General features: G+C 65.1%; 19 protein-coding genes. 16 read left to right on the top strand and 3 right to left on the bottom strand.

Annotation, left to right across the window (positions count from 1 at the left end; all coding sequences use genetic code 11):
• Positions 1-8 precede the first annotated feature (8 nt).
• Positions 9-1,337 (bottom strand): dicarboxylate/amino acid:cation symporter, encoded by a 1,329-nt coding sequence (locus XH79_RS17545; protein WP_271582417.1) that lies wholly within the window; start codon positions 1,335-1,337, stop codon positions 9-11.
• A gap of 125 nt (positions 1,338-1,462) precedes the next feature.
• On the opposite strand from XH79_RS17545, the gene XH79_RS17540 reads away from it, so the two are divergent.
• From XH79_RS17540 to XH79_RS17490, 11 genes are all read left to right on the top strand, one after another.
• Positions 1,463-2,782, top strand: coding sequence for a solute carrier family 23 protein (locus XH79_RS17540; protein ID WP_271582416.1), 1,320 nt, complete (start codon positions 1,463-1,465; stop codon positions 2,780-2,782).
• Between the two features lie 73 nt (positions 2,783-2,855).
• Entirely contained in the window at positions 2,856-3,692 is an 837-nt protein-coding gene (locus tag XH79_RS17535) for an SDR family oxidoreductase (protein WP_271582415.1), read from the top strand.
• Between the two features lie 61 nt (positions 3,693-3,753).
• Entirely contained in the window at positions 3,754-4,560 is an 807-nt protein-coding gene (locus XH79_RS17530) for an NAD-dependent protein deacetylase (protein WP_271582414.1), read from the top strand.
• Positions 4,561-4,701: 141 nt separating this feature from the next.
• Positions 4,702-6,786, top strand: a complete 2,085-nt coding sequence (locus tag XH79_RS17525) for a hydantoinase/oxoprolinase family protein (RefSeq protein ID WP_271582413.1) — start codon at positions 4,702-4,704, stop codon at positions 6,784-6,786.
• 2 nt (positions 6,787-6,788) lie between these two features.
• Positions 6,789-8,447 carry a hydantoinase B/oxoprolinase family protein gene (locus XH79_RS17520; protein ID WP_212344967.1) on the top strand — a complete coding sequence of 553 codons (1,659 nt, stop codon included), beginning with the start codon at positions 6,789-6,791 and terminating at the stop codon, positions 8,445-8,447.
• A 33-nt stretch (positions 8,448-8,480) separates the two neighbouring features.
• Positions 8,481-9,482, top strand: coding sequence for a TRAP transporter substrate-binding protein (locus XH79_RS17515; protein WP_212344970.1), 1,002 nt, complete (start codon positions 8,481-8,483; stop codon positions 9,480-9,482).
• A gap of 10 nt (positions 9,483-9,492) precedes the next feature.
• On the top strand, positions 9,493-10,086 hold the full coding sequence (locus XH79_RS17510; protein ID WP_212344973.1) for a TRAP transporter small permease subunit: 594 nt from the start codon (positions 9,493-9,495) through the stop codon (positions 10,084-10,086).
• Positions 10,087-10,117: 31 nt separating this feature from the next.
• Positions 10,118-11,422 carry a TRAP transporter large permease gene (locus tag XH79_RS17505; protein WP_212344976.1) on the top strand — a complete coding sequence of 435 codons (1,305 nt, stop codon included), beginning with the start codon at positions 10,118-10,120 and terminating at the stop codon, positions 11,420-11,422.
• A gap of 296 nt (positions 11,423-11,718) precedes the next feature.
• A complete protein-coding gene (locus XH79_RS17500) occupies positions 11,719-13,437 on the top strand; it encodes a pyrroloquinoline quinone-dependent dehydrogenase (RefSeq protein WP_212344979.1) in 1,719 nt (572 codons plus the stop codon).
• Between the two features lie 18 nt (positions 13,438-13,455).
• Positions 13,456-13,866, top strand: a complete 411-nt coding sequence (locus tag XH79_RS17495) for a c-type cytochrome (protein ID WP_271582412.1) — start codon at positions 13,456-13,458, stop codon at positions 13,864-13,866.
• A gap of 35 nt (positions 13,867-13,901) precedes the next feature.
• Positions 13,902-14,669 (top strand): substrate-binding periplasmic protein, encoded by a 768-nt coding sequence (locus XH79_RS17490; RefSeq protein ID WP_271582411.1) that lies wholly within the window; start codon positions 13,902-13,904, stop codon positions 14,667-14,669.
• A gap of 77 nt (positions 14,670-14,746) precedes the next feature.
• Here the strand turns inward: XH79_RS17490 and XH79_RS17485 are convergent, their stop codons facing one another.
• Positions 14,747-15,391 (bottom strand): glutathione binding-like protein, encoded by a 645-nt coding sequence (locus tag XH79_RS17485; RefSeq protein ID WP_271582410.1) that lies wholly within the window; start codon positions 15,389-15,391, stop codon positions 14,747-14,749.
• A 105-nt stretch (positions 15,392-15,496) separates the two neighbouring features.
• On the opposite strand from XH79_RS17485, the gene XH79_RS17480 reads away from it, so the two are divergent.
• Positions 15,497-16,183: a TetR/AcrR family transcriptional regulator gene (locus XH79_RS17480; protein ID WP_271582409.1), complete on the top strand. Its 687-nt coding sequence runs from the start codon at positions 15,497-15,499 to the stop codon at positions 16,181-16,183.
• A gap of 555 nt (positions 16,184-16,738) precedes the next feature.
• Here the strand turns inward: XH79_RS17480 and XH79_RS17475 are convergent.
• Complete coding sequence (locus tag XH79_RS17475) at positions 16,739-17,704, bottom strand: 2-hydroxyacid dehydrogenase (protein WP_271582408.1); 966 nt, start codon at positions 17,702-17,704, stop codon at positions 16,739-16,741.
• 144 nt (positions 17,705-17,848) lie between these two features.
• On the opposite strand from XH79_RS17475, the gene XH79_RS17470 reads away from it, so the two are divergent.
• The 4 genes from XH79_RS17470 to XH79_RS17455 all read left to right on the top strand — a co-directional run bounded on the left by XH79_RS17470 (position 17,849) and on the right by XH79_RS17455 (position 20,675).
• Positions 17,849-18,217 (top strand): YciI family protein, encoded by a 369-nt coding sequence (locus tag XH79_RS17470; protein ID WP_271582407.1) that lies wholly within the window; start codon positions 17,849-17,851, stop codon positions 18,215-18,217.
• Positions 18,214-19,500, top strand: a complete 1,287-nt coding sequence (locus XH79_RS17465; RefSeq protein ID WP_271582406.1) for an RNA polymerase sigma factor — start codon at positions 18,214-18,216, stop codon at positions 19,498-19,500. Before XH79_RS17470 ends, XH79_RS17465 begins: the two co-directional genes overlap by 4 nt.
• 187 nt (positions 19,501-19,687) lie before the next feature.
• Complete coding sequence (locus tag XH79_RS17460; RefSeq protein WP_212344991.1) at positions 19,688-20,227, top strand: SRPBCC family protein; 540 nt, start codon at positions 19,688-19,690, stop codon at positions 20,225-20,227.
• A 34-nt stretch (positions 20,228-20,261) separates the two neighbouring features.
• Positions 20,262-20,675, top strand: a complete 414-nt coding sequence (locus XH79_RS17455) for a VOC family protein (RefSeq protein WP_212344993.1) — start codon at positions 20,262-20,264, stop codon at positions 20,673-20,675.
• The last annotated feature ends 53 nt before the right edge of the window (positions 20,676-20,728 follow it).

The raw sequence follows: 20,728 nt of genomic DNA, 5'->3' as shown, positions 1-20,728 counted from the left end.
GCCGCGGCTCAAGCGCTGCCGCCCGGCTCCAGCGACTCGCCGATCTCCAGCGGATGCGCCATGGTCTCGTGCAGCGCCTCGCGGTCGAGCTCGCCTTCGGAGATGCTGATGACGACGCAGGCGACGCCATTGCCGATCAGATTGGTCAGCGCACGGCACTCGCTCATGAACTTGTCGATGCCGACCAGGATCGCGATGGACTGGATCGGGATATCAGGCACGATCGACAGCGTCGCGGCGAGCGTGATGAAGCCGGCGCCGGTCACGCCCGAGGCGCCCTTCGAGGTGATCATGGCGATGCCCAAAATGCCGAGCTCCTGCCAGATGGTCAGATGCGTGTTGGTCGCCTGCGCCAAAAACAGCGTCGCCAGCGTCATGTAGATGTTGGTGCCGTCGAGGTTGAAGCTGTAGCCGGTCGGAATCACGAGGCCGACCACCGAGCGCGAGGCGCCGAGATGCTCCATCTTCTGGATCATCTGCGGCAGAACCGTCTCCGACGATGAGGTGCCGAGCACGATCAGGAGCTCGTCCTTGATATAGGCGATGAAGCGCAGGATCGAGAAGCCGGCGAGCCGCGCGATCGCACCTAACACGATCAGCACGAACAGGATGCTGGTCAGATAGAACGTGCCGATCAGGGCGGCGAGGTTGAGCAGCGAGCCGAGGCCGTAGGCGCCGACGGTGAACGCCATCGCGCCGAAGGCGCCGATCGGCGCCACGCGCACGATGATGCGGATGATGCCGAAGAACATCTTGGCAGCCTTGTCGATCGCCTCCGCAATGGGCTCGCCGGCCTTGCCGAGGAAGGCGATGGCGAAGCCGGAGAGGATCGAGATCAGCAGCACCTGGAGCAGGTCGCCGCGCGCGATCGCGCCGAGATAGCTGTCGGGAATGATCGCCATTAGATGGGCGACGATGCCCTCTTCCTTGGCCTTGGTGACATAGGTCGCGACCGAGTTCGGGTCGATCGTGGCCGGATCGATGTTGAAGCCGTGTCCGGGCTGGAGAATCTCGCCGACCAGCAGGCCGACCGCGAGCGCGACAGTCGAGACCGTCTCGAAATAGATCAGCGACTTCAGCCCGACCCGGCCGACACGCTTGAGGTCGCCCATCGAGGAGATGCCGTGCACAACGGTGCAGAAGATGACCGGCGCGATCATCATCTTGATCAGCGCGATGAAGCCGTCGCCGAGCGGCTTCAAGGCCTTGCCGAGATTGGGATAGAAATAGCCGATGAGCACGCCGAGCACGATCGCGATCAGCACCTGGACGTAAAGGATCTTGTACCAGGGCTGGTGCCGGCGGTGGACGGCTGGCTGGATCGCAATCTGTGTCATAAAGTGAGCCCTGGAACGTATCGATCTTGCATGATTTGCATCATGTGATGGGCGCCGCAGAAGCGACAATCACATTTTTGTCGGATCGCACGAACATCGATCGCTGCACCGCAACTGGGGGGAACATGACGATCGCATCAGGCTCGGACGAGCAGGCACAGGGCTATTTTCCGCGTTGGAAGCTCAAGACCTCGGGCGTGATCATGCCGGAGGAGCGGCTGTCATGGGGCCAGACCATCGTCTCAGGTCTGCAGCATTGCGTCGCGATGTCCGGCTCGACGATCATCGCGCCGCTGCTGATGGGATTCGATCCCAATGTTGCGGTCCTTTTCTCCGGCATCGGCACGCTGATCTTCTTCGTCATCGTCGCGGGGCGCGTGCCGAGCTATCTCGGTTCGAGCTTCGCCTTCATTGCCGTCGTCATCGCTGCGACCGGCTATGCCGGACAGGGGCCGAACCCGAATCTCTCCGTCGCGCTCGGCGGCATCGTCGGCGCCGGCGTGCTGTACGGCCTGATTTCGCTGATCGTGATGTGGTCCGGTGTCGGCTGGATCGAGAGGCTGCTGCCGCCGGCCGTCACCGGTGCTGTGGTCGCCGCGATCGGCCTCAATCTCGCGCCCGTGGCGGTCAAGGCGGTGAGCGCCAATGCGTTCGACACCTGGATCGGGCTCGCGACCGTGCTGATGATCGGCGTGGTCGCCGTTGCAGCGCCGGGCCTGTGGCGCCGCCTGCCGATCATCCTCGGCGCGATCGGCGGATATCTCCTGTACCTGCTGTTCGCGAACGGCCTCGGCTTTGGCAAGCCGGTCGACTTCGCCCAGCTCTCGGCTGCGCCGTGGTTCGGCCTGCCGAATTTCACCACGCCGACCTTTCAGGCTGATGCAATCTTTCTGATTGCGCCGGTCGCGGTCATTCTCGTGGCCGAGAACCTCGGGCACATCAAGGCCGTCGGCGCCATGACCGGCCGCAGCCTCGACGCCTATCTCGGCCGCGCTTTGTTCGCCGACAGCCTCGCGACCATCGTGGCGGCCTGCGGCGGCGGTACCGGCGTCACCACCTATGCCGAGAACATCGGCGTCATGGCAGCGACGAAGGTCTATTCGACCCTGCTGTTTGCCTTCGCGGCCACGGTGTCGGTCCTGCTCGGCTTCTCGCCGAAATTCGGCGCGCTGATCCTGTCGATCCCGGGTCCCGTCATCGGCGGCCTCTCGATCGTGCTGTTCGGCTTGATCGCGGCAATGGCAGGCAGGATCTGGGTCGAGAACAAGGTCGACTTCGCAAATCCTGCGAACCTCATCACCGTCGCCGTGGCGCTGACCGCGGGCGCGGGCGATCTCACGCTCAAATTCGGTGCGTTCACGATCGGCGGCATCGGCACCGCAACCTTCGGCGCCATCATCCTCTACCAGATCCTGACCTCGCCGCTGGCGCGGCGCGCGGAGTGAATCCCAGCAATGCGCGGAAGGGATGGAACAAAAAGCCGGTTCCATCCATGATGACGCATCCCGGAGAGAACACATGCCGCAAACCGAACGCTCAACCTCCTTTCCCTCGCGCCTCGTCGGTCAATACGCGCTGGTGACCGGCGCCTCGCAAGGCATCGGCCGCGCCGTCGCCATCCGCCTGGCGCAGGAAGGCGCGACCGTCGCCATCAACTATTTTGATCATCCCGGAAGGGCCGAGGAGACGCTCGCCCTGGCGCAGACGGCGTCGAGCGATCGCGGGCACGGCAGGCTCGACCATGTCATCGTCAAGGCCGACGTCGGCAACGAGCAGGACATCGCCGCGATGTTCGAGACGGTATTGGCGCGCTTCAAGCGCCTCGATTGTCTCGTCAACAATGCCGGCTTCCAGCGGGAATCGCCGAGCGATGCGCTCGACGTCGAAACCTATCGCCGCATCATCGACGTCAATCTGAATGGCGCCGTGCTCTGCGCGCAGAAGGCGCTGGCGCACTTCGTCGCGCGCGGCGGAGGCGGCAGCATCATCAACTGCTCCAGCGTCCATCAGATCATCCCAAAACCCGGCTATCTCGCTTATTCCATCAGCAAGAGCGGCATGGCCGGTCTGACGCGGACGCTGGCGCTGGAATTCGCCGGTCGCGGCATCCGCGTCAATGCGGTCGGTCCCGGCGCGATCGACACGCCGATCAACGCAGCCTGGACCGGTGATCCCGAAAAGCGCGGCGTCGTCACCAGCCACATTCCACTCGGCCGTGTCGGCACGCCGGAGGAGATCGCCGCCGTGTTCGCCTTCCTTGCCTCCGACGACGCGAGCTACATCACCGGGCAGACCATCTACGCCTGCGGAGGCGTGACGCTGTTTCCCGAGTTTCGCGAGAACTGGGCGAGCTGACTCGGGCCGCCGCGGGCGGGGCATCTGGCAGAATCCGCCGGCGCAGACTACATGATGCGCCATGGCAGATTCCCCACTTCAGGATTTCGTCGGCCGGCACGAAAGCCTGTTCGTGCTGACCGGCGCCGGCTGCAGCACCAATTCGGGCATTCCCGACTACCGCGATAGTCACGGCAATTGGAAGCGGACCCAGCCGGTCAATTTCCAGGCCTTCATGACCGAGGAGCACACGCGCCAGCGCTATTGGGCGCGCAGCCTGGTCGGCTGGCGGCGGTTCGGCCAGGCGAAGCCGAACGACGCGCACCGCGCGCTCGCTCGTCTGGAGGCGAACGGGCGCTGCGAGATGCTGCTGACCCAGAATGTCGACCGGCTGCATCAATCCGCCGGCCACCGGCAGGTGATCGATTTGCACGGCCGGCTCGATCTCGTCCGCTGCATGGGCTGCGGGGCGAAGACGCCGCGGAGCGAATTCCAGGACACGCTCGGCCGCGCGAACGCGGAGTGGCTGACGCTCGATGCCGCCGATGCGCCTGATGGCGACGCCGATCTGGAGCACGCGGAGTTCTCGTCGTTCAAGGTACCAGCTTGCGCAGCCTGCGGCGGCATTCTCAAGCCCGACGTGGTGTTCTTCGGCGAGAACGTGCCGCGCGACGTGGTCGCCACGGCGCAGGACCATCTGTCGCAGGCCGACGCCATGCTGATCGTCGGCTCGTCATTGATGGTCTATTCCGGATTCCGCTTCGTGCAGGCGGCCGCGAAACGGCAGATTCCGATCGCCGCGGTCAATCTCGGACGCACCCGCGCCGACGATCTCCTGACGCTCAAGGTCGAGGAGCGCTGCGAAGCGGCGCTTGCATTCCTGCTCTGATCGCGAAGGCGGCGAACACGCCTTGCCTATTGCATAGGTGCCGCGCAGAATGGCCGGGCGCAGCGTTGTCCGCATGCCTCATGGCACGGAAATTGCTGCGTTTTTGGACCCTGTCTTGACGATCAGCACGGAGAATTTGGAATGCTTGAGGGAGCCGAGGTGCGGCTTGCCGTGGATATTGGTGGCACGTTCACCGACATCGTGCTGAACGTGGGCGAGGCGCGCAAGACGCGCAAGGTGTTGACCACGCCGCAGCGCCCCGAACAGGCCGTACTGGACGGCATGCGCCTCATTCTTGCCGATGCGCGCGCCCATATCAGCGACATCGACGTGTTTATTCACGGCACGACGCTCGCGACCAACGCGATCATCGAGCGGCGCGGCGCCAAGACGGCGCTGATCGCGACCGACGGCTTTCGCGACGTGCTCGATATCGGCACCGAGAGCCGCTACGACCAGTACGATCTCTCGATCGACAAGCCGAAGCCGCTGGCGCCGCGCAGCCTCCGCTTTACCGTACCCGAGCGCATCGACGCTCACGGCGCCGTCCGCCTCCCGCTGGACGAGGCGGCGGTGCGCGCACTCGCGCCGAAATTGCGCGAGCTTGGCGTCGAGAGCGTCGCGATCGCCTTCCTGCACTCCTATGCGAATCCGGAGCACGAGCGGCGGGCGGCCGCGATCATTGCCGAAGAGATGCCCGGCATTTCGGTGACGGTGTCATCGGCGGTGTGCCCGGAGATCCGCGAATATGAGCGCACCTCCACAGCGGTCGCCAACGCCTATGTGCAGCCGTTGATCGACGGTTATCTCGCCCGCATGGCCGATGCCCTGCAGGTCGAGCAGTTTCGCGGTGCGATCTACCTCGTCACGTCAGGCGGCGGCGTCACCTCGATCGAGACGGCGCGGCGTTTTCCGGTGCGTCTCGTCGAATCCGGTCCTGCGGGCGGCGCGATCTTCGCGGCACAGATCGCGGCGCGGTTAGGTGAGAGCAAGGTGCTCTCCTTCGACATGGGCGGCACCACGGCAAAAATCTGCCTGATCGAAAAATACCAGCCCGAGACCTCGCGCGTGTTCGAGGTCGACCGCGCCGCGCGCTTCCTGAAAGGCTCCGGCCTGCCGGTGCGCATTCCCGTGATCGAGATGGTCGAGATCGGCGCGGGCGGCGGCTCGATCGCCCATGTCGACGCGATGAAGCGCGTCACTGTCGGCCCGGAGAGCGCTTCGTCGGAGCCGGGACCCGCCTGTTACGGTCGCGGCGGCCAGCGTCCAGCCGTGACGGATGCGGACGTCGCGCTCGGCATGATCGATCCTGATGCCTTTGCAGGCGGCACGATCAAGCTCGATCCGGAGCTGTCGAAGCAGGCGCTGCTGCGCGATGTCGGTGAGGCACTCGGCCTGTCGGCGGAGACTGCCGCCTATGCCGTGCATGAGGTCGTCTGCGAGAACATGGCGAGCGCGGCGCGCGTGCATGCGGTCGAGCGCGGCGCCATCGTCGGCCAGCACACGCTGATCGCCTTTGGCGGTGCCGCGCCGCTGCACGCGGCGCGCGTTGCCGAGAAGATCGGCGTCTCCCGCGTGATCGTGCCGTCGAATGCCGGCGTCGGCTCGGCGGTCGGATTTTTGGCGGCGCCCATCGCCTACGAGCTGGTGCGCAGCCGTCACGTCCGGCTCGACGATTTCGACACCAAGGCCGTCTCCGACTTGCTTCAGGAGATGGCGAGTGAGGCGCGTGCGCTGGTCGAGCCCGGTGCAGCCGGTGCGCCCGTGCGCGAGCGCCGCGCCGCCTTCATGCGCTATGTCGGCCAGGGCCACGAGATCACCGTCGAACTGCCGAACCGGCCGCTGACTTCAGCCGATCTCGCCGGCTTGCGCCAGAAGTTCGAGACTGACTATTCGGCGATGTTCGAGCGTCCGATCCCGGGTGCTGCGATCGAGGTGTTGAGCTGGTCGGTGCTCGCCACCACCGAGGCGCGCAATCCGCCTGCCGTCGCGTCCGTCGCGCGCAAGCCCGCGGCCAAGGCGTCCGGAAGCCGAAAATTCTTCGACGGCCGGGCCGGGGAAGTGATCGAGATCCCGCTCTATCGCCGTGAGGACATGGCGCCGGGCGCGACCATCGCGGGCCCCGCCGTGATCGCGGAAGACGAGACCTCCACTTTTGTCTCGACCAGTTTCGACGCGCATATCGACGGTGCCGGCAGCATCGTCATGGAACGAAAGGCGGCCTGATCATGAGCAAGGCAAAAGGCGCGAGCCTGATCGACCTCCAGATCATGTGGCACCGGCTGATCGCCGTGGTCGAGGAGCAGGCGCAAGTGCTCTTGCGCACCGCTTTCAGCCCGATCGTGCGCGAATGCGGCGATCTCTCGGCCGGCGTGTTCGACCTCAGGGGGAGGATGCTGGCGCAGGCGGTGACCGGTACGCCCGGTCACGTCAACTCGATGGCGGAATCGGTCAAGCACTTCATCGCCCAGTTTCCGATCGAGACGATGAAAGAGGGCGACGCCTACATCACCAACGATCCCTGGATGGGCACCGGCCATCTCAACGACTTCGTCGTCACCACGCCCTGCTTCAAGGACGGCAAGGTCGTCGCGCTATTCTCCTGCACCAGCCATCTGATGGACATCGGCGGCATCGGCTTCGGGCCGGATGCCACCGACGTGTTCATGGAGGGGCTCTACATCCCCATGCTGAAGCTGATCGACCAGGGCGTCGTCAACGAGACGCTGATGGCGATGATCCGCACCAACACGCGCCTGCCGATCGACACCGAGGGCGACACCTATTCGCTCGCCGGCTGCAACGACGTCGGCTGCGAGCGGCTGGTCGAGATGATGACCGAGTTCGGCATCGACACGCTCGATGAGCTCGGCGACTACATCTGCGACCGCTCGCGCGAGGCGGTGCTCGCCGAGATCGCCAAGCTGCCGAAGGGCAGCTGGCGCAACACCATGGTGGTCGACGGCTATGATGCGCCGGTGACGCTGGCGGCGACGCTGACGATCTCGGAGCAGGGCATTCACGTCGATTTCGACGGCACGTCGGTCGCCTCGAAGTTCGGCATCAACGTGCCCCTGTCCTACACCACGGCCTACACCGTGTTCGGCCTCGGCTGCGTCGTCGCCTCGCAGATCCCCAACAATGCCGGCTCGCTCTCGCCGCTGACGGTGTCGGCGCCGGCTGGTGCCATCCTCAATGCCCCGAAGCCGGCGCCGGTGGCGTCGCGCCACATCATCGGCCAGATGCTGCCCGACGTCGTGTTCGGCTGCCTGCGCCAGATCATTCCGGAGCGCGTTCCGGCGGAAGGCACCTCCTGCCTGTGGAATCTCAACGTGCGCGGCCAGACCCGCTCGGGCGCCGGCGGCAATTACGGGTTCTCGATGGCGGTGACCTCCAATGGCGGCACCGGCGCGCGCTTCGGCAAGGACGGCCTGTCCGCGACCGCTTACCCAAGCGGCGTGCGCGGCACACCGGTGGAGATTGCGGAGACGCAGACGCCGCTGATCTTCTGGCGCAAGGAGCTGCGTCCGGATTCCGGCGGAGCAGGGCGCACCCGCGGCGGCCTCGGCCAGATCATCGAGGTCGGCAGCGGCGTCGATGCCCCGTTCGACATTCTCGCGGCGTTCGACCGCATCGATCATCCGCCGCGCGGCCGCGATGGCGGCCAGAACGGCGAGGCCGGCTATGTCGGCCTGAAATCGGGCAAGAAGCTGCGTGGAAAAGGCTTTCAGCAGGTGCCGCCGGACGACCGGCTGGTGGTGATGACGCCCGGCGGTGCCGGCATCGGTGCGCCGACCGAGCGCGATCGTGCGGCGGTCAAGGACGACATCGCGAGCGGTCTGGTGTCGTCGGACAACGCAGTCAAGGTTTATGGGTACGCGCGTTGATGCATCAGCGCGCTTGATAAACGGAGGGGGGTCATGATCACGCGACGTAATTTCACCGCGGGCGCAGCGACGCTGCTGGCTGCAGGCCACATCTCGACCCGCGCGCGGGCGGCGACGACAAGCTGGGACATGTCGACGGTCTGGCCCGACGGCAATTTCCACACCCAGAACGCGATGGCATTCGCGGAAGAAGTGAAGAAGCAGAGCGGCGGCTCGGTCGCAATCACCGTGAAGGCCGGCGGTCAGCTCGGCTTCAAGGGGCCCGAGCATTTGCGCGCCGTGCGCGACGGCCTCGTGCCGCTCGCCGACGTCCTCAACATCCAGCAGGTCGGCGACGAGCCCTTCATGGGCGTCGAGAGCATCCCCTTCCTGTGCGGCTCGATGGACGAATTGAAGGTGCTGCACAAATATGTGCGGCCCGAATACGAGAAGGTCGCCGCGCGCAACAACCAGAAGATCCTCTACATCGTGCCGTGGCCGACGCAATATCTGCATCTCAAGGTCAAGGTCGCCGACGTGGACGGCCTCAAGAACATCAAGATCCGCGTACCCGACAAGAACGCGGTCGACATGCTGGCCGTGGTCGGCATGGCGCCGGTGATGATCCCCTGGGGCGAGACGATCCCGGCGCTGGCATCGGGCGCCGTCTCGGGCGTCTCCACCTCGGCGGTGTCGGGCGTCGACGGCAAGTTCTGGGAATTCCTCAAATACATCTATCCGACCAACCATGTCTGGTCGTCGCAGATGCTCACCGTCAATCTCGACTCCTGGAAGGCGCTCAGCGCCGACCAGCAGAAGCTCGTCGCGGATATCGCGGCGAAGATGGAGCCCGGCTTCTGGGCGAACTCGCTCAAGGCCGACGCCGACAGCCTCAGCCGCCTCAAGGAAGGCGGCATGGAGGTGGTGCCGGTCTCGGATGCGATGATGACGGTCATCCGCGGCAAGACCGCGCCGCAGCTAGATGCCTTCCTCAAGCGCGTGCCGGCGGCCGACAAGCCGGTGCGCGCCTATCTCGCCGAAATGAAGCGCGGCTGAGGGCGGGATCGTGGTGAGCGTTTCGTCCGAAGCACCGCAGAGTCTCAATGCAGCGGCGCCCGCGCCGCTGCGCATCGTCCTCGACGGCATCGATCGCCTCGGTCGGCTCGACGGCTGGATCGGCGGCGGTTGTCTGCTCACGCTCACGCTGTTGATGCTCTGCGAGGTTGCCACCCGCTTCCTCTCGAACTTCCTGCCGTTCTTCCCGCCGAGCATCTCGATCGCGTGGGAATATTCCTCCTACCTGATGGCGGCGTCCTTCACCTTCGGCGCCGCCATGACCCTGCGCGTCGGGGGCCACATCCGCGTCGTGCTGCTCCTGAAGAACGCACCAGTGCCGGTGCAGCGCGCGCTCGAGATCCTCTCGGCGGCTGCAGGCTTCGCCTTCATGGCGTTCCTGACCTCGGCCATGGCGAAGTTCGCCTGGAGCGCCTTCGTGCGCGGCCAGGTCTCGACCTCGAGCGACACGCCGCTGTGGTTTCCGCAAGCCGTGGTCACCTTCGGCATGCTGCTGCTCACGCTCCAGTTCCTGGCGCGCGCGATCCAGGCAGTGCTCGGCCTGCCGCTGGAGGATCACCGCATGAAGGCCTCTCCCGTCGAATGACCGCCTTGCCCGCACCCGGATTCAAGATCGCATGACCATCGAAGTCCTCGCCCTGTTCGCGATCCTGTTTGCGCTGCTGGCCTGCGGCGTCTGGATCGGCCTCACGCTTGCGCTCACCGCGACGCTGCTGCTCGCGATGTTCCGCTCGATCCCGCTCGACAAGCTGCTGCCGCAATACGCCTGGAATATCCTGACCACGCAGGAGCTGCTGGCGCTGCCGCTGTTCATCCTGATGGGCGAGCTATTGTTCCGCACCCGCCTGTCGCGCTCGCTGTTTCAGGGGCTGGCGCCCTGGGCCGGGCTGCTGCCGGGCCGCCTGCTGCATGTGAACGTGATCGGCTGCACCATCTTCGCGGCGATCTCGGGCTCGTCGGCCGCGACCACGCAGGTGATCGGCCGGATGTCGCTCAACGAGCTCTTGCGCCGCGGCTATTCGCGCGACATCGCGATCGGGTCGCTCGCCGGCGCCGGCACGCTGGGCTTCCTGATCCCGCCGTCCAACATCATGATCATCTACGGCGTGCTCGGTGACGTCTCCATCCTCAAGCTCTTCACCGCAGGCGTGCTGCCGGGACTCCTGCTAGCCGCGACCTTCATGGGCTGGGTGATGCTGCACACCAGCCTCAAGCCCGCGATGGTGCCGGAGACGGAAGCAAAGCTTTCGCAGGTGCCGTGGGGCGAACGCTTCGCCGCGCTGAAGGATCTCGCGCCGGCGCTGTTCCTGATCGCCTGTGTGCTCGGCTCGATGTATGGCGGGCTCGCAACGCCCTCGGAGGCCGCCGCCGTCGGCGTGCTCGGCGCGGGGCTCGTCGCCTGGGCGCAGGGCTCGATGTCGCAGCAGGTGATGCGCGACGTGCTGATCGGTTCGGTCGTCACCTGCTCGATGATCGCGCTGATCGTGTTGGGGGCCTCGATCCTCGGCAACGCCGCGGCGTTCCTTGGCATTCCTCAGGCCGTCGCGGCCTTCGTGAAGGGGCTCGGCCTGTCGCCCTTCATGCTGATCGTGGTGCTGGTCATCTTCTATCTGATCCTCGGCTGCTTCCTCGACGGCTTCTCGATGATCGTGATGACGCTGCCGATCGTGCTGCCGATCGTGAAGGGCGCCGGCTTCGACGAGATCTGGTTCGGCATCTTCCTCGTGCTCGCCGTCGAGATGGCGCAGATCACGCCGCCCGTCGGCTTCAACCTCTTCGTCATCCAGGGCCTCACCGAGGACGGCCTCGGCTATATCGCGCGCGTTACGTTGCCGTATCTCGTCATCATGGTCGGCTTCGTGCTGCTGCTGACGCTCTGGCCGGGCATCGTCACGATCCTGCCGCGGGTACTGTACGGATAGCCGCAAGAGATCGAACGGTCAGGGCCGCTGTCGTTTCAATTCGCCCGCGCCAATTCGCCCCTTGCGCGCATTCCGTCTTTGCACGCTCTGTGATCCGGCGTACGCTGTGCAAGCAGACGTGCGACAGCAATCACGGCAGTGAACGTGGCTCCCTTGGCGACATCCGCCCAGAGAGGGGACATCTGTTGGCAGCTCATGTCCGATGGAGGACAATCGACGCGTACCGAACTGCAAACATTCCTCGCAGCGGCGTTCACGAGACGCAATCAATAAACACCAAGCGGGAGGAAGTGCATATGAGGAAGCAGTGGCTCAACTCGGGCTTGCCTGTTCTCGCCGTTGCGGCATTCGCGGCGTCGGCGGCGCTGGCCCAAACCGTGGATACGGCCCGGATCGACGGCGCCGGCCAGAACGACTGGCTCACCTATCACGGTTCGTACAAGTCCCATCACTACAGCCCGCTCGCGCAGATCAACGCGAACAATGTCGGCAATCTGGGCGTCGCCTGGATGCACATTCCAGGACGATCGACGCGCGGCCTGCAGTCGATGCCGCTCGCGGCCGACGGCGTGCTGTACTACTCGGGTTCCTACAGCCGCGTCTTCGCGCTGAACGGCGCGACGGGCGAGGTTCTCTGGTCGTTCTTTCCGGAGCTGGATGAGGCGCTCATCAGCAGGCAGACCCACTCGCCCTACAACCGCGGCGTAGCCCTCGGCGAAGGCAAGGTCTTCGTCGGCACGATGGATGGTCGTCTCTTCGGGCTCGATGCGAAAACCGGCAAGGTCCTCTGGGAGACCAGGCTGATCGACTCGCAGAAGCTCACGGTCGGCTTCACCGGCGCGCCGCTCTACGCGAAGGGGAGCGTGATCATCGGCTCGCAAGGCGGCGAATGGCCGGGCCGCGGCCCGATCTTCGCGGTCGATGCCACCACCGGAAAGAAGAAGTGGGAGTTCCTGACGGTCGCGGGCACCGACGAGGCCATGAAGACCTGGGGCAACGATTCCTGGCGCACCGGCGGCGGCGGTGGCTGGATGCCGGGCACCTACGATTCCGAGACCAACACCATCCTGTGGGGCACCGCCAACCCGGCGCCGCTCTACGACTGGTCGGGCGCCGACTACAAGACGCAAGGGGCGCGTCCCGGCGACAACCTCTATACGAGCTCGGTGATCGCTCTCGATATCGATACCGGCAAGCTGAAGTCCTACCATCAGGAGTTGCCGCACGATGCCTGGGACTTCGATAGTGCCGTCGGCGAGTTCGTGATGCTCGAGCGAGACGGCCAGAAATACGTAGTCCATCCGAACAAGGGCGGCTTCGTCTTCGTCTACGACCGCAATCTCGGCGTGAAGAACGTCTGGCGGCTGGTCGAGAACATCAACTTCGTCAAGGATATCGATCCCAAGACCGGCGCGTTGATCGGCCGTCGCGATTTCGCGGTCGGGAAGGTCACCGAACCGCCGCTGTGTCCGTTCATCGGCGGCGGCATCAGCTGGAACGCCGGCTCGTACAGCCCGAAGACCGGTCTCTACTACAAGATCGGCCAGGAATGGTGCATGACGCTCGATATCCAGAAGACGACGCCGGTCACTGCGCCGCAGGTTCAGCTCAACATCGGCGCCGATTTCAAGATGGCGCCGCCCCCTGGCGGTGAGATCTATGGACATCTCGATGCGCGCGACCCCATCACGGGGGCAAAGAAATGGGAGGTTCGCTACCCCGAGCCGCCGCTCGGGAGCGTGCTGTCGACCGCCGGCAATCTCGTGTTCGTGCCTGATTCCCGCGGCGTCCTTCACGCCTACGATGCCGAAACCGGGGCCGAGCTGTGGAAGCACAACAACGGCACCGGCCATCAAGGCGGCATCGTCAGCTACTCCGCGGGCGGCAAGCAATATATCGCGGTGACAGCGGGCTTCGGCGGCATGCTGGCCGACGAATATGCGCCGAACTTCGGCGGCGTCTACAAGAGCATGCCACGTGACGACGGCGCGCTCATCGTCTTCAGCCTGAAATAGCCTGCCGCAAACATTGTCATGGAGCGGGCGCTGGGCCCCTCCATGACCGGTCGAAGCGGCGCGCGCGATTTTAGGAATGGAGCGGACGTGTCGAGACTGCATCTGAAGACGATTCCAGCGGCGCTGGGCGCCTCGCTGCTGTGCGCCGTGATGGCGCAAGCACAATCCGCCACGCCCGCGCCCGAGAATGGGACGCTCGAGGTCGAGCAGGTGTTCGCGGGGACGTGCGGCTTCTGTCACTCCGACGGTGGCCGGGCAGCCGGCAAGGGGCCGCAACTGATGAACTCGCCGCGCGACGACGACTTTATTCGCGACCGCATCAAGCACGGCAAGCAGGGGGCGATGCCGGCATTCGACGGCGCGTTCACCGACGCCCAGATCGACCGGATCGTCAAATACATCCGCGCCTTGAAACCGCGCGAGGGCTGAATCGCAAAGGCCCGATCCATCCAGATGAGAACGGAATGAAGGCATTTGCCCCGCTCGTCGCCGCCGCCGCCATCGTTCTGTCGGGATCGTCGCAGGCGCGAACCCTGGACGCGATCCGTTCGAGCGGCGTGATCGGGCTGTGCGCGCATCCCAATTCGCTTCCCTTCGCGCATAAGGCCGGCGATCCGCCCGGCTTTCAGGTCGAGTTCGGCCGGGCGCTGGCACGCGAGCTCGGTGTCTCGCTCAGGCTCGATTGGATCATCACGCAGTATCAGATGCGCAGCGCGGGCTGCGATATTCTTCTGGACGTCATCGCCGACCGCGAAGCGCAGGGCGAAACCCGCCTGAGGATCTCGAAACCCTATTATCGCACGGGCGTCGCGCTCGCGGTGCCGTTATCCAGCACGCTCACCTCGTTCGGGAGCCTCAACGAGAAGACCAAGGTGGGCGTGCAGGTCGGATCGATCGCAGCCATGATCATCGGTCAACGACGGGTGCCGACCTCGACCTTCGGCTTCGAGAGCGACAGTCTGGAGGCGGTGTCGAACCATGAGATCGATGCCGCCGCCGTCACGCCCACCGCGGCGAGCTATTTCAATCTGACGCATCCGGACAAGAGGCTCCGGATCCTGGATCGCGACGAGAGCGTGGTCGATCTCAACTGGAACGTCGCCGTCGGCATGATCCGTCCGGATGATGCGTTGCGCGAGGCCATCGACGGAGCGGTGGAGCGGCTGCGAAGCGACGGCACGATCGACCGGATCTACGGCCGCTATGGCATCGTGCTGCAGGCGCCGAGATAGTCGAGCTGCACGACGGAACGACGCCGTCCCGACCGAGCCGGGACGGCGTCGCTGCCGCGCGAACTACGGAGATGGCCTTACGCCGCGGCCTTCTTCCGCGCGAGCTCGGCCTTGTACAGCTCGAACTCCTCCGCAACGGCCTTTGCGACCGACGGCCGCTGACGCAGGCGTTCGTAATACGCCTTCACGTTCGGCCATTTCGCGAGCTCGATCGGCGGCGTCGCCATGGTCCAGTTGATGACCGTGACGAGATAGGCATCGGCCACGCTGAAATGGTCGAGCAGGAACTCGCGGCCCTTCAGGTAGTCATCGAGATAGTCGAGCCGCGACAGGTTCTTCTCCAGCACATAGGCTTTGGCTTCCTGCGGCGCCTTGCGATCCAGCACGGGGATGAACAGGCCCTTGTGCAATTCGGTGCCGATGAAGCAGAGCCATTGATGCAACCGGGTGCGCTCGATACCGGCCGTGGCGCCGAGGCCCGATTGCGGAAACCGGTCCGCGACATATTGCAGGATCGCGGCGTTCTCGGTCAGCACCACGCCCTCGTCGGTGCGCAGCGTCGGCACCAGGCCGATCGGATTGACGGTGCGGAAATCGGAGCCGTCGTTCAGCACGGTCTTGGTCGGCGGATCGACTTCGAGATAATTCGCCTCGGCGCCGGCTTCATACAATGCGACGCGCGTCGCCATCGAGCAGGCGAGCGGCGAGAAATAGAGATCCATCTGTAGCCTCCTTGGGCAATTCCTCTTGGGTGTCGCTCAACCTGGCCAGATTGATTTTTGTACCATCTTGCATAATATATCCGTGGTCAAGGATTATTTTGCGAAATGGTACAAAAATCGAAGCCGCCAGCTGCTGCCAATCAGCCCGAGCGCCGCGGCGAACCCGAGCGCCGCGGCGAACCCAAGCGCCGCGGTCGTCCCCGCGCCTACGAGCCCGATGTCGCGCTCGGCAAGGCGCTCGACCTGTTCCGCAAGCAAGGCTTTGCCGCCACCTCGCTCGACGATCTCAGCGAAGCGACCGGCATGAACCGGCCGAGCCTTTACGGTGCCTTCGGCGACAAGCGCGAGCTCTACATCAAGAGCTATCAGCGCTATCGCGAGGAGGCTGCTGCTTCCATGGTCGCGATCTTTCGCGCGGAGATGCCGCTGCGCCAGCGGCTGGAGCGCATCTACGCTGCGGCGCTGGACATCTATCTGTCCGGCGACACCGGCCCGCGCGGCTGCTTCACGGTCGTCACCGCGGCGTCCGAGGCCGTGGGCGATCCCGAGATCCGCGCCATGGTGCTCGACGGTCTCACCGGCCTCGACAAGGCGTTTGCAAGTTGCTTCCGCCGCGCCAAGGAGAAAGGCGAGTTGCCGGAGAGCGCCGATTCGTTCGCGCTGGCGCAGATTGCCTCCGCCACCGTCCACACCATCGCCATCCGCGCGCGCGCCCGCGTTCCGCGCAAGGAGCTCGAGGCGATCGTGAAGGGGGCGATCGATGTGATGGTGGGGACGGGCGCTAAGGCTTGAGCCGGGGACAACACCGAGTTTGTGGCGCGAACTCCCCCGACGTCGTCCTGGCGAAAGCCAGGACCCATAGCCACAGGATTTGGTTTGGCGAAGACTCGCGGTTACCAGCGTCGCACCAAAACTGCTCCCTGGGGGTATGGGTCCCCTGAGTTCACAAACGAAGTGCAACACTCAGCGCGGTTGCCGCCGCCGTCACCGCCAGCGCAACCGTGATCCGCATCCTGAGGCCGAGGCTCGCCCGCATGTCCGACTCGTTCTTTGAGCGTTGGTTAAGAACGCCTATCAACTTCTCGCTAAGAGAGGGTGAACGGGATACCGGCGGTGCGCGGTGGTTGTGGGGGCGGCGCGAGTGAAACGGTGGGCGCGTGCCAAAAACTCCGGTGTCGTCCTGGCGAAAGCCAGGACCCATAGCCACCGAATTGGGATTGGCGAAGACTCGGAATTGCCGCCGTCGCGCCGCAACTCCTCCCTGGGGTAATCGCGACGAGCGCAAGCGCTCGCGCGGAGGTCCTGGCTTTCGCCAGGACGACACCGGGTGTGTTGAGCTAGCGGGGCCTAATACCCCCTGACCCGGTCCACCACGTTCTCCAGCGAACCGCCCGCCTCGAACTTCGCGATCTGCTCGGCGACATAGGCCGAGATCGCTTCCGCGTCGGTGTCGGCGGCGTTGTGCGGGGTCAGCAGCACCTTGGGATGGGTCCAGAACCGGCTGTCCTTCGGCTGCGGCTCCTGCACGAAGACGTCGAGCGAGGCGGCGCCGAGCGTGCCGTCGTCGAGGCATGCGAGAATGTCGGCTTCGTTCTGCAGGCCGCCGCGGCCGGCATTGATGACCACGGGCGCTCCGAACGGTCCCGAGCGGTTGAGCTTTGTGAAGACGTCGCGGTTGAGGATGCCGTGGGTGTCCGGCGTCAGCGGCAACAAGGACACCAGAATGTCGGTCTTGCGCAGGAACGCGTCCATCCCGGCGGCGCCATGGAAGCATTCGACGCCCTCGATCGTGCGCGGGCTGCGGCTCCAGCCGGCGACACGGAAGCCGAACCGTCGCAGCACGTCGGCCGCATCGGCGCCGAGTGTACCCAGGCCCATCATGCCGACCGTGACGGCGCTCGCCGGCCACTGATATTTCGGCTCCCAGCGCTTTTCGCGCTGCGAGTCCCGCAGGTACAGCTCCTGGCGGTGGTGCATCAGCACGTGCAGCACGACATATTCGGTCATGCGGTTGGTGAGGTCGGGGACGGCGACGCGGACCAGCGGCACGTCGGGCAGGCTCTTGTCGGCCATCAGCGCATCGACGCCCGCGCCGAGATTGAAGATGGCCCGGAGGTTCGGGAAGGAGCCGAGATCGCCCGGCACCGGCTTCCACACCGCGGCATAGTGCACCTCGGCCGGATCGAGGGAGGCATTGGGCAGCAGCACCACGCGGCGGCCGCCGCAGACCGAGTCGAACCGGGCCTTCCAGCGCTCCGGCAGCCAGTTCTGCTGCGTGCTGTTGATCAGGACGGCCAGTGTACCTTTGGTCATTCGAAGTGCCTCGTCGGGTTCCGCTTTTGAAGGCCCTCCTTGGCACGATCTGCCGGATTTTTCTTGCAAAATTTTTCCGCAGCCCTGTCGGGGCGGGGCATAGTGGATCGTCTTCAGAACAAGAGGTCGGGGAAGGTACTGCCCATGCTTTATGCGATTCTTTGCTATCACGATGAAGACTTCGTCGGCTCCTGGAGCAAGGAGCAGGACGAGGCCGTGATGAAGAAGCTTGCCGTGGTGCAGGAGAAGCTCACGAGCCAGGGCCGGCTTGGGCCGGTGGCGCGGCTGCTGCCGACCACCGCGGCGGCGACGCTGCGGAAAGAGGATCCGCCGCTGGTGCTCGACGGCCCCTATGCCGAGACCAAGGAGCAGCTGCTCGGTTTCTACATCGTGGATTGCAAGAACCTCGACGACGCACTCGACGTTGCGCGCGACCTCGGCGCGGCCAATCCCGGCGGCGCTTATGAGGTGCGCCCGGTGGGCGTGTTCAGGCCCGGAGGAATTTCGGCGTGAGCGATACCGAAACCGCCTGGATCGAGACCGCGCTGACCTCGGCGCGCCCCCAGGCGGTTGGCGCGCTGCTGCGCTATTTCCGCGATCTCGACACCGCCGAGGAAGCCTTCCAGAACGCCTGCCTGCGCGCGCTGAAAACCTGGCCGCAGAACGGGCCGCCGCGCGATCCCGCGGCCTGGCTGATCATGGTCGGCCGCAACGTTGCGATCGACGAGGTGCGCCGGACCCGCAAGCAGCAGCCGCTGCCCGAGGACGACCAGGCGATCTCCGACCTCGACGACGCCGAGGGCGCGCTCGCCGAACGGCTCGACGGCTCGCATTATCGCGACGACATCCTGCGGCTGATGTTCATCTGCTGCCATCCGCAGCTGCCGGCGACGCAGCAGATCGCGCTGGCCTTGCGCATCGTCTCGGGCCTCACCGTGAAGCAGATCGCCCGCGCGTTCCTGGTCTCGGACGCAGCGATGGAGCAGCGCATCACGCGCGCCAAGGCGAAGGTGGCGGAGGCGGGGACGCCGTTCGAGACGCCGGGCGCAATCGAGCGCTCCGAGCGGCTCGCCGGCGTCGCGGCGATGATCTACCTGATCTTCAACGAGGGTTATTCCGCGAGCGGTGACACCGCGGCGATCCGCACACCGCTGTGCGAGGAAGCGATCCGTCTGGCGCGGCTGCTGCTGCGGCTGTTCCCCAGCGAGCCTGAAATCATGGGGCTCACCGCGCTCATCCTGTTGCAGCACGCACGCAGCGCCGCGCGCTTTGCCGCGGACGGCTCGCTGATCCTGCTGGACGACCAGGACCGCTCGCTATGGAACGGCACCATGATCGCGGAGGGGCTCGCGCTGATCGACAAGGCGATGCGCCATCGCCGCAGCGGGCCGTACCAGATCCAGGCCGCGATCGCCGCGCTGCATGCGCGCGCGTCGATGCCGGAGGAGACCGACTGGGCCCAGATCGACCTGCTCTATGGCGCGCTCGAGGTGATGCAGCCTTCGCCCGTGGTGACGCTCAACCGCGCCGTCGCGGTCTCCAAGGTGCGTGGGCCGCAGGCCGCGCTCGACCTGATCGAGCCGCTGGCGTCGAAACTCGCCAACTACTTCCATTTCTACGGCGTGCGCGGCGCCTTCCTGATGCAGCTCGGTCGCAATGACGAAGCCCGCGTCGCCTTCGACCGCGCCATCGCGCTGGCCAACACCTCCGCCGAAGCCGCCCATATCCGCATGCATCTCGACCGGCTGATCCGGGATAGCCAGCCGAAGGCAAAGGAAAGCGCGAAGGTGAAGTGACGGCGCTTCTCGTCATTCCGGGGCGGTCCGCAGGACCGAACTATGGTGCGCAATTGCGCACCTGAGAATCTCGAGATTCCGGGTCTGGTCCTTCGGACCATCCCGGAATGACGATCAAAAAACATTCCATCAATTGTCGGCCCCGACCATCCCCCTTCGTCTTAATCCCATATCCAGGGAGCCATTCATGCTGAAAGCCCTTTCCATCATCGCGATCGTTCTCGCCGTCGGCATCGCCGGAGTCCTCGTCTTTGCCCTCACAAAACCCGACACGTTCCGCGTCGAGCGCAGCCTCGCCATGAAGGCGCCGGCCGCCGCGATCTATCCGCAGGTTGCCGATTTCCGCTTCTGGACGACCTGGTCGCCCTATGAGAACCGCGATCCCGCGATGAAGCGGACCTTCGGTGGAACCGCGACAGGCAAGGGCGCGACCTATGCCTGGGACGGCAACAACAATGTCGGCGCCGGCCACATGGAGATCCTTGAGGCGAGCTCGCCGTCGAAGCTCCGCATCAAGCTCGATTTCGAGCGCCCCTTCGAGGGCCACAACACCGCCGAGTTCACCTTTGTGCCGCAAGGCGAGACTACTCTGGTCACATGGGCGATGTACGGTCCGGCCCCGTTCCTGTCCAAGCTGATGCAAGTCTTCATCAACATGGACAGCATGATCGGCAAGGATTTCGAGGCCGGCCTTGCGAGCCTGAAGAAGCTCACCGAAAAACAATGAGCCCCACTGCCAGGGAAGAAAGAGGAGAGAAACGATGCTCAATCCCTATCTGTTCTATCAGGACACCTGCGAAGCGGCATTCACCTATTACGCCAAGGTGCTCGGCGGCAAGATCGACGCGATGCTGCGTTCCTCGGATGCGCCGCCGGACATGCCCGCCGCGCCCGGCCGCGAAAAGATGATCATGCACGCGCGGATGACGCTGCCCGGTGGCGCCGTACTGATGGCCTCCGACGCGCCGCCCGAGCACTTTCACAAACCGCAAGGCTTTTCGATCTCGCTGACGATCGCCGATGTCGCGGACGCCGAGCGCAAGTTCAACGCGCTCGCCGATGGCGGCACTGTCACGATGCCTTTCAGCAAGACTTTCTGGGCCAAAGGCTTCGGCATGTGCATCGACAAGTTCGGCATCCCCTGGATGGTGAACTGCCCCGCAGAGGGAATGTGACAGGCACGATCAGCTGAAATGCCGGCGGGCGCACCTCTCTCGACGATTGCCGG

Origin of the sequence: Bradyrhizobium sp. CCBAU 45389, assembly GCF_028128625.1 — a bacterium.
GTDB classification, from domain to species: domain Bacteria; phylum Pseudomonadota; class Alphaproteobacteria; order Rhizobiales; family Xanthobacteraceae; genus Bradyrhizobium; species Bradyrhizobium liaoningense_B.
The sequence above is the reverse complement of the archived record's forward strand: the minus strand, read 5'-3'. Positions and strand labels throughout refer to the sequence as shown.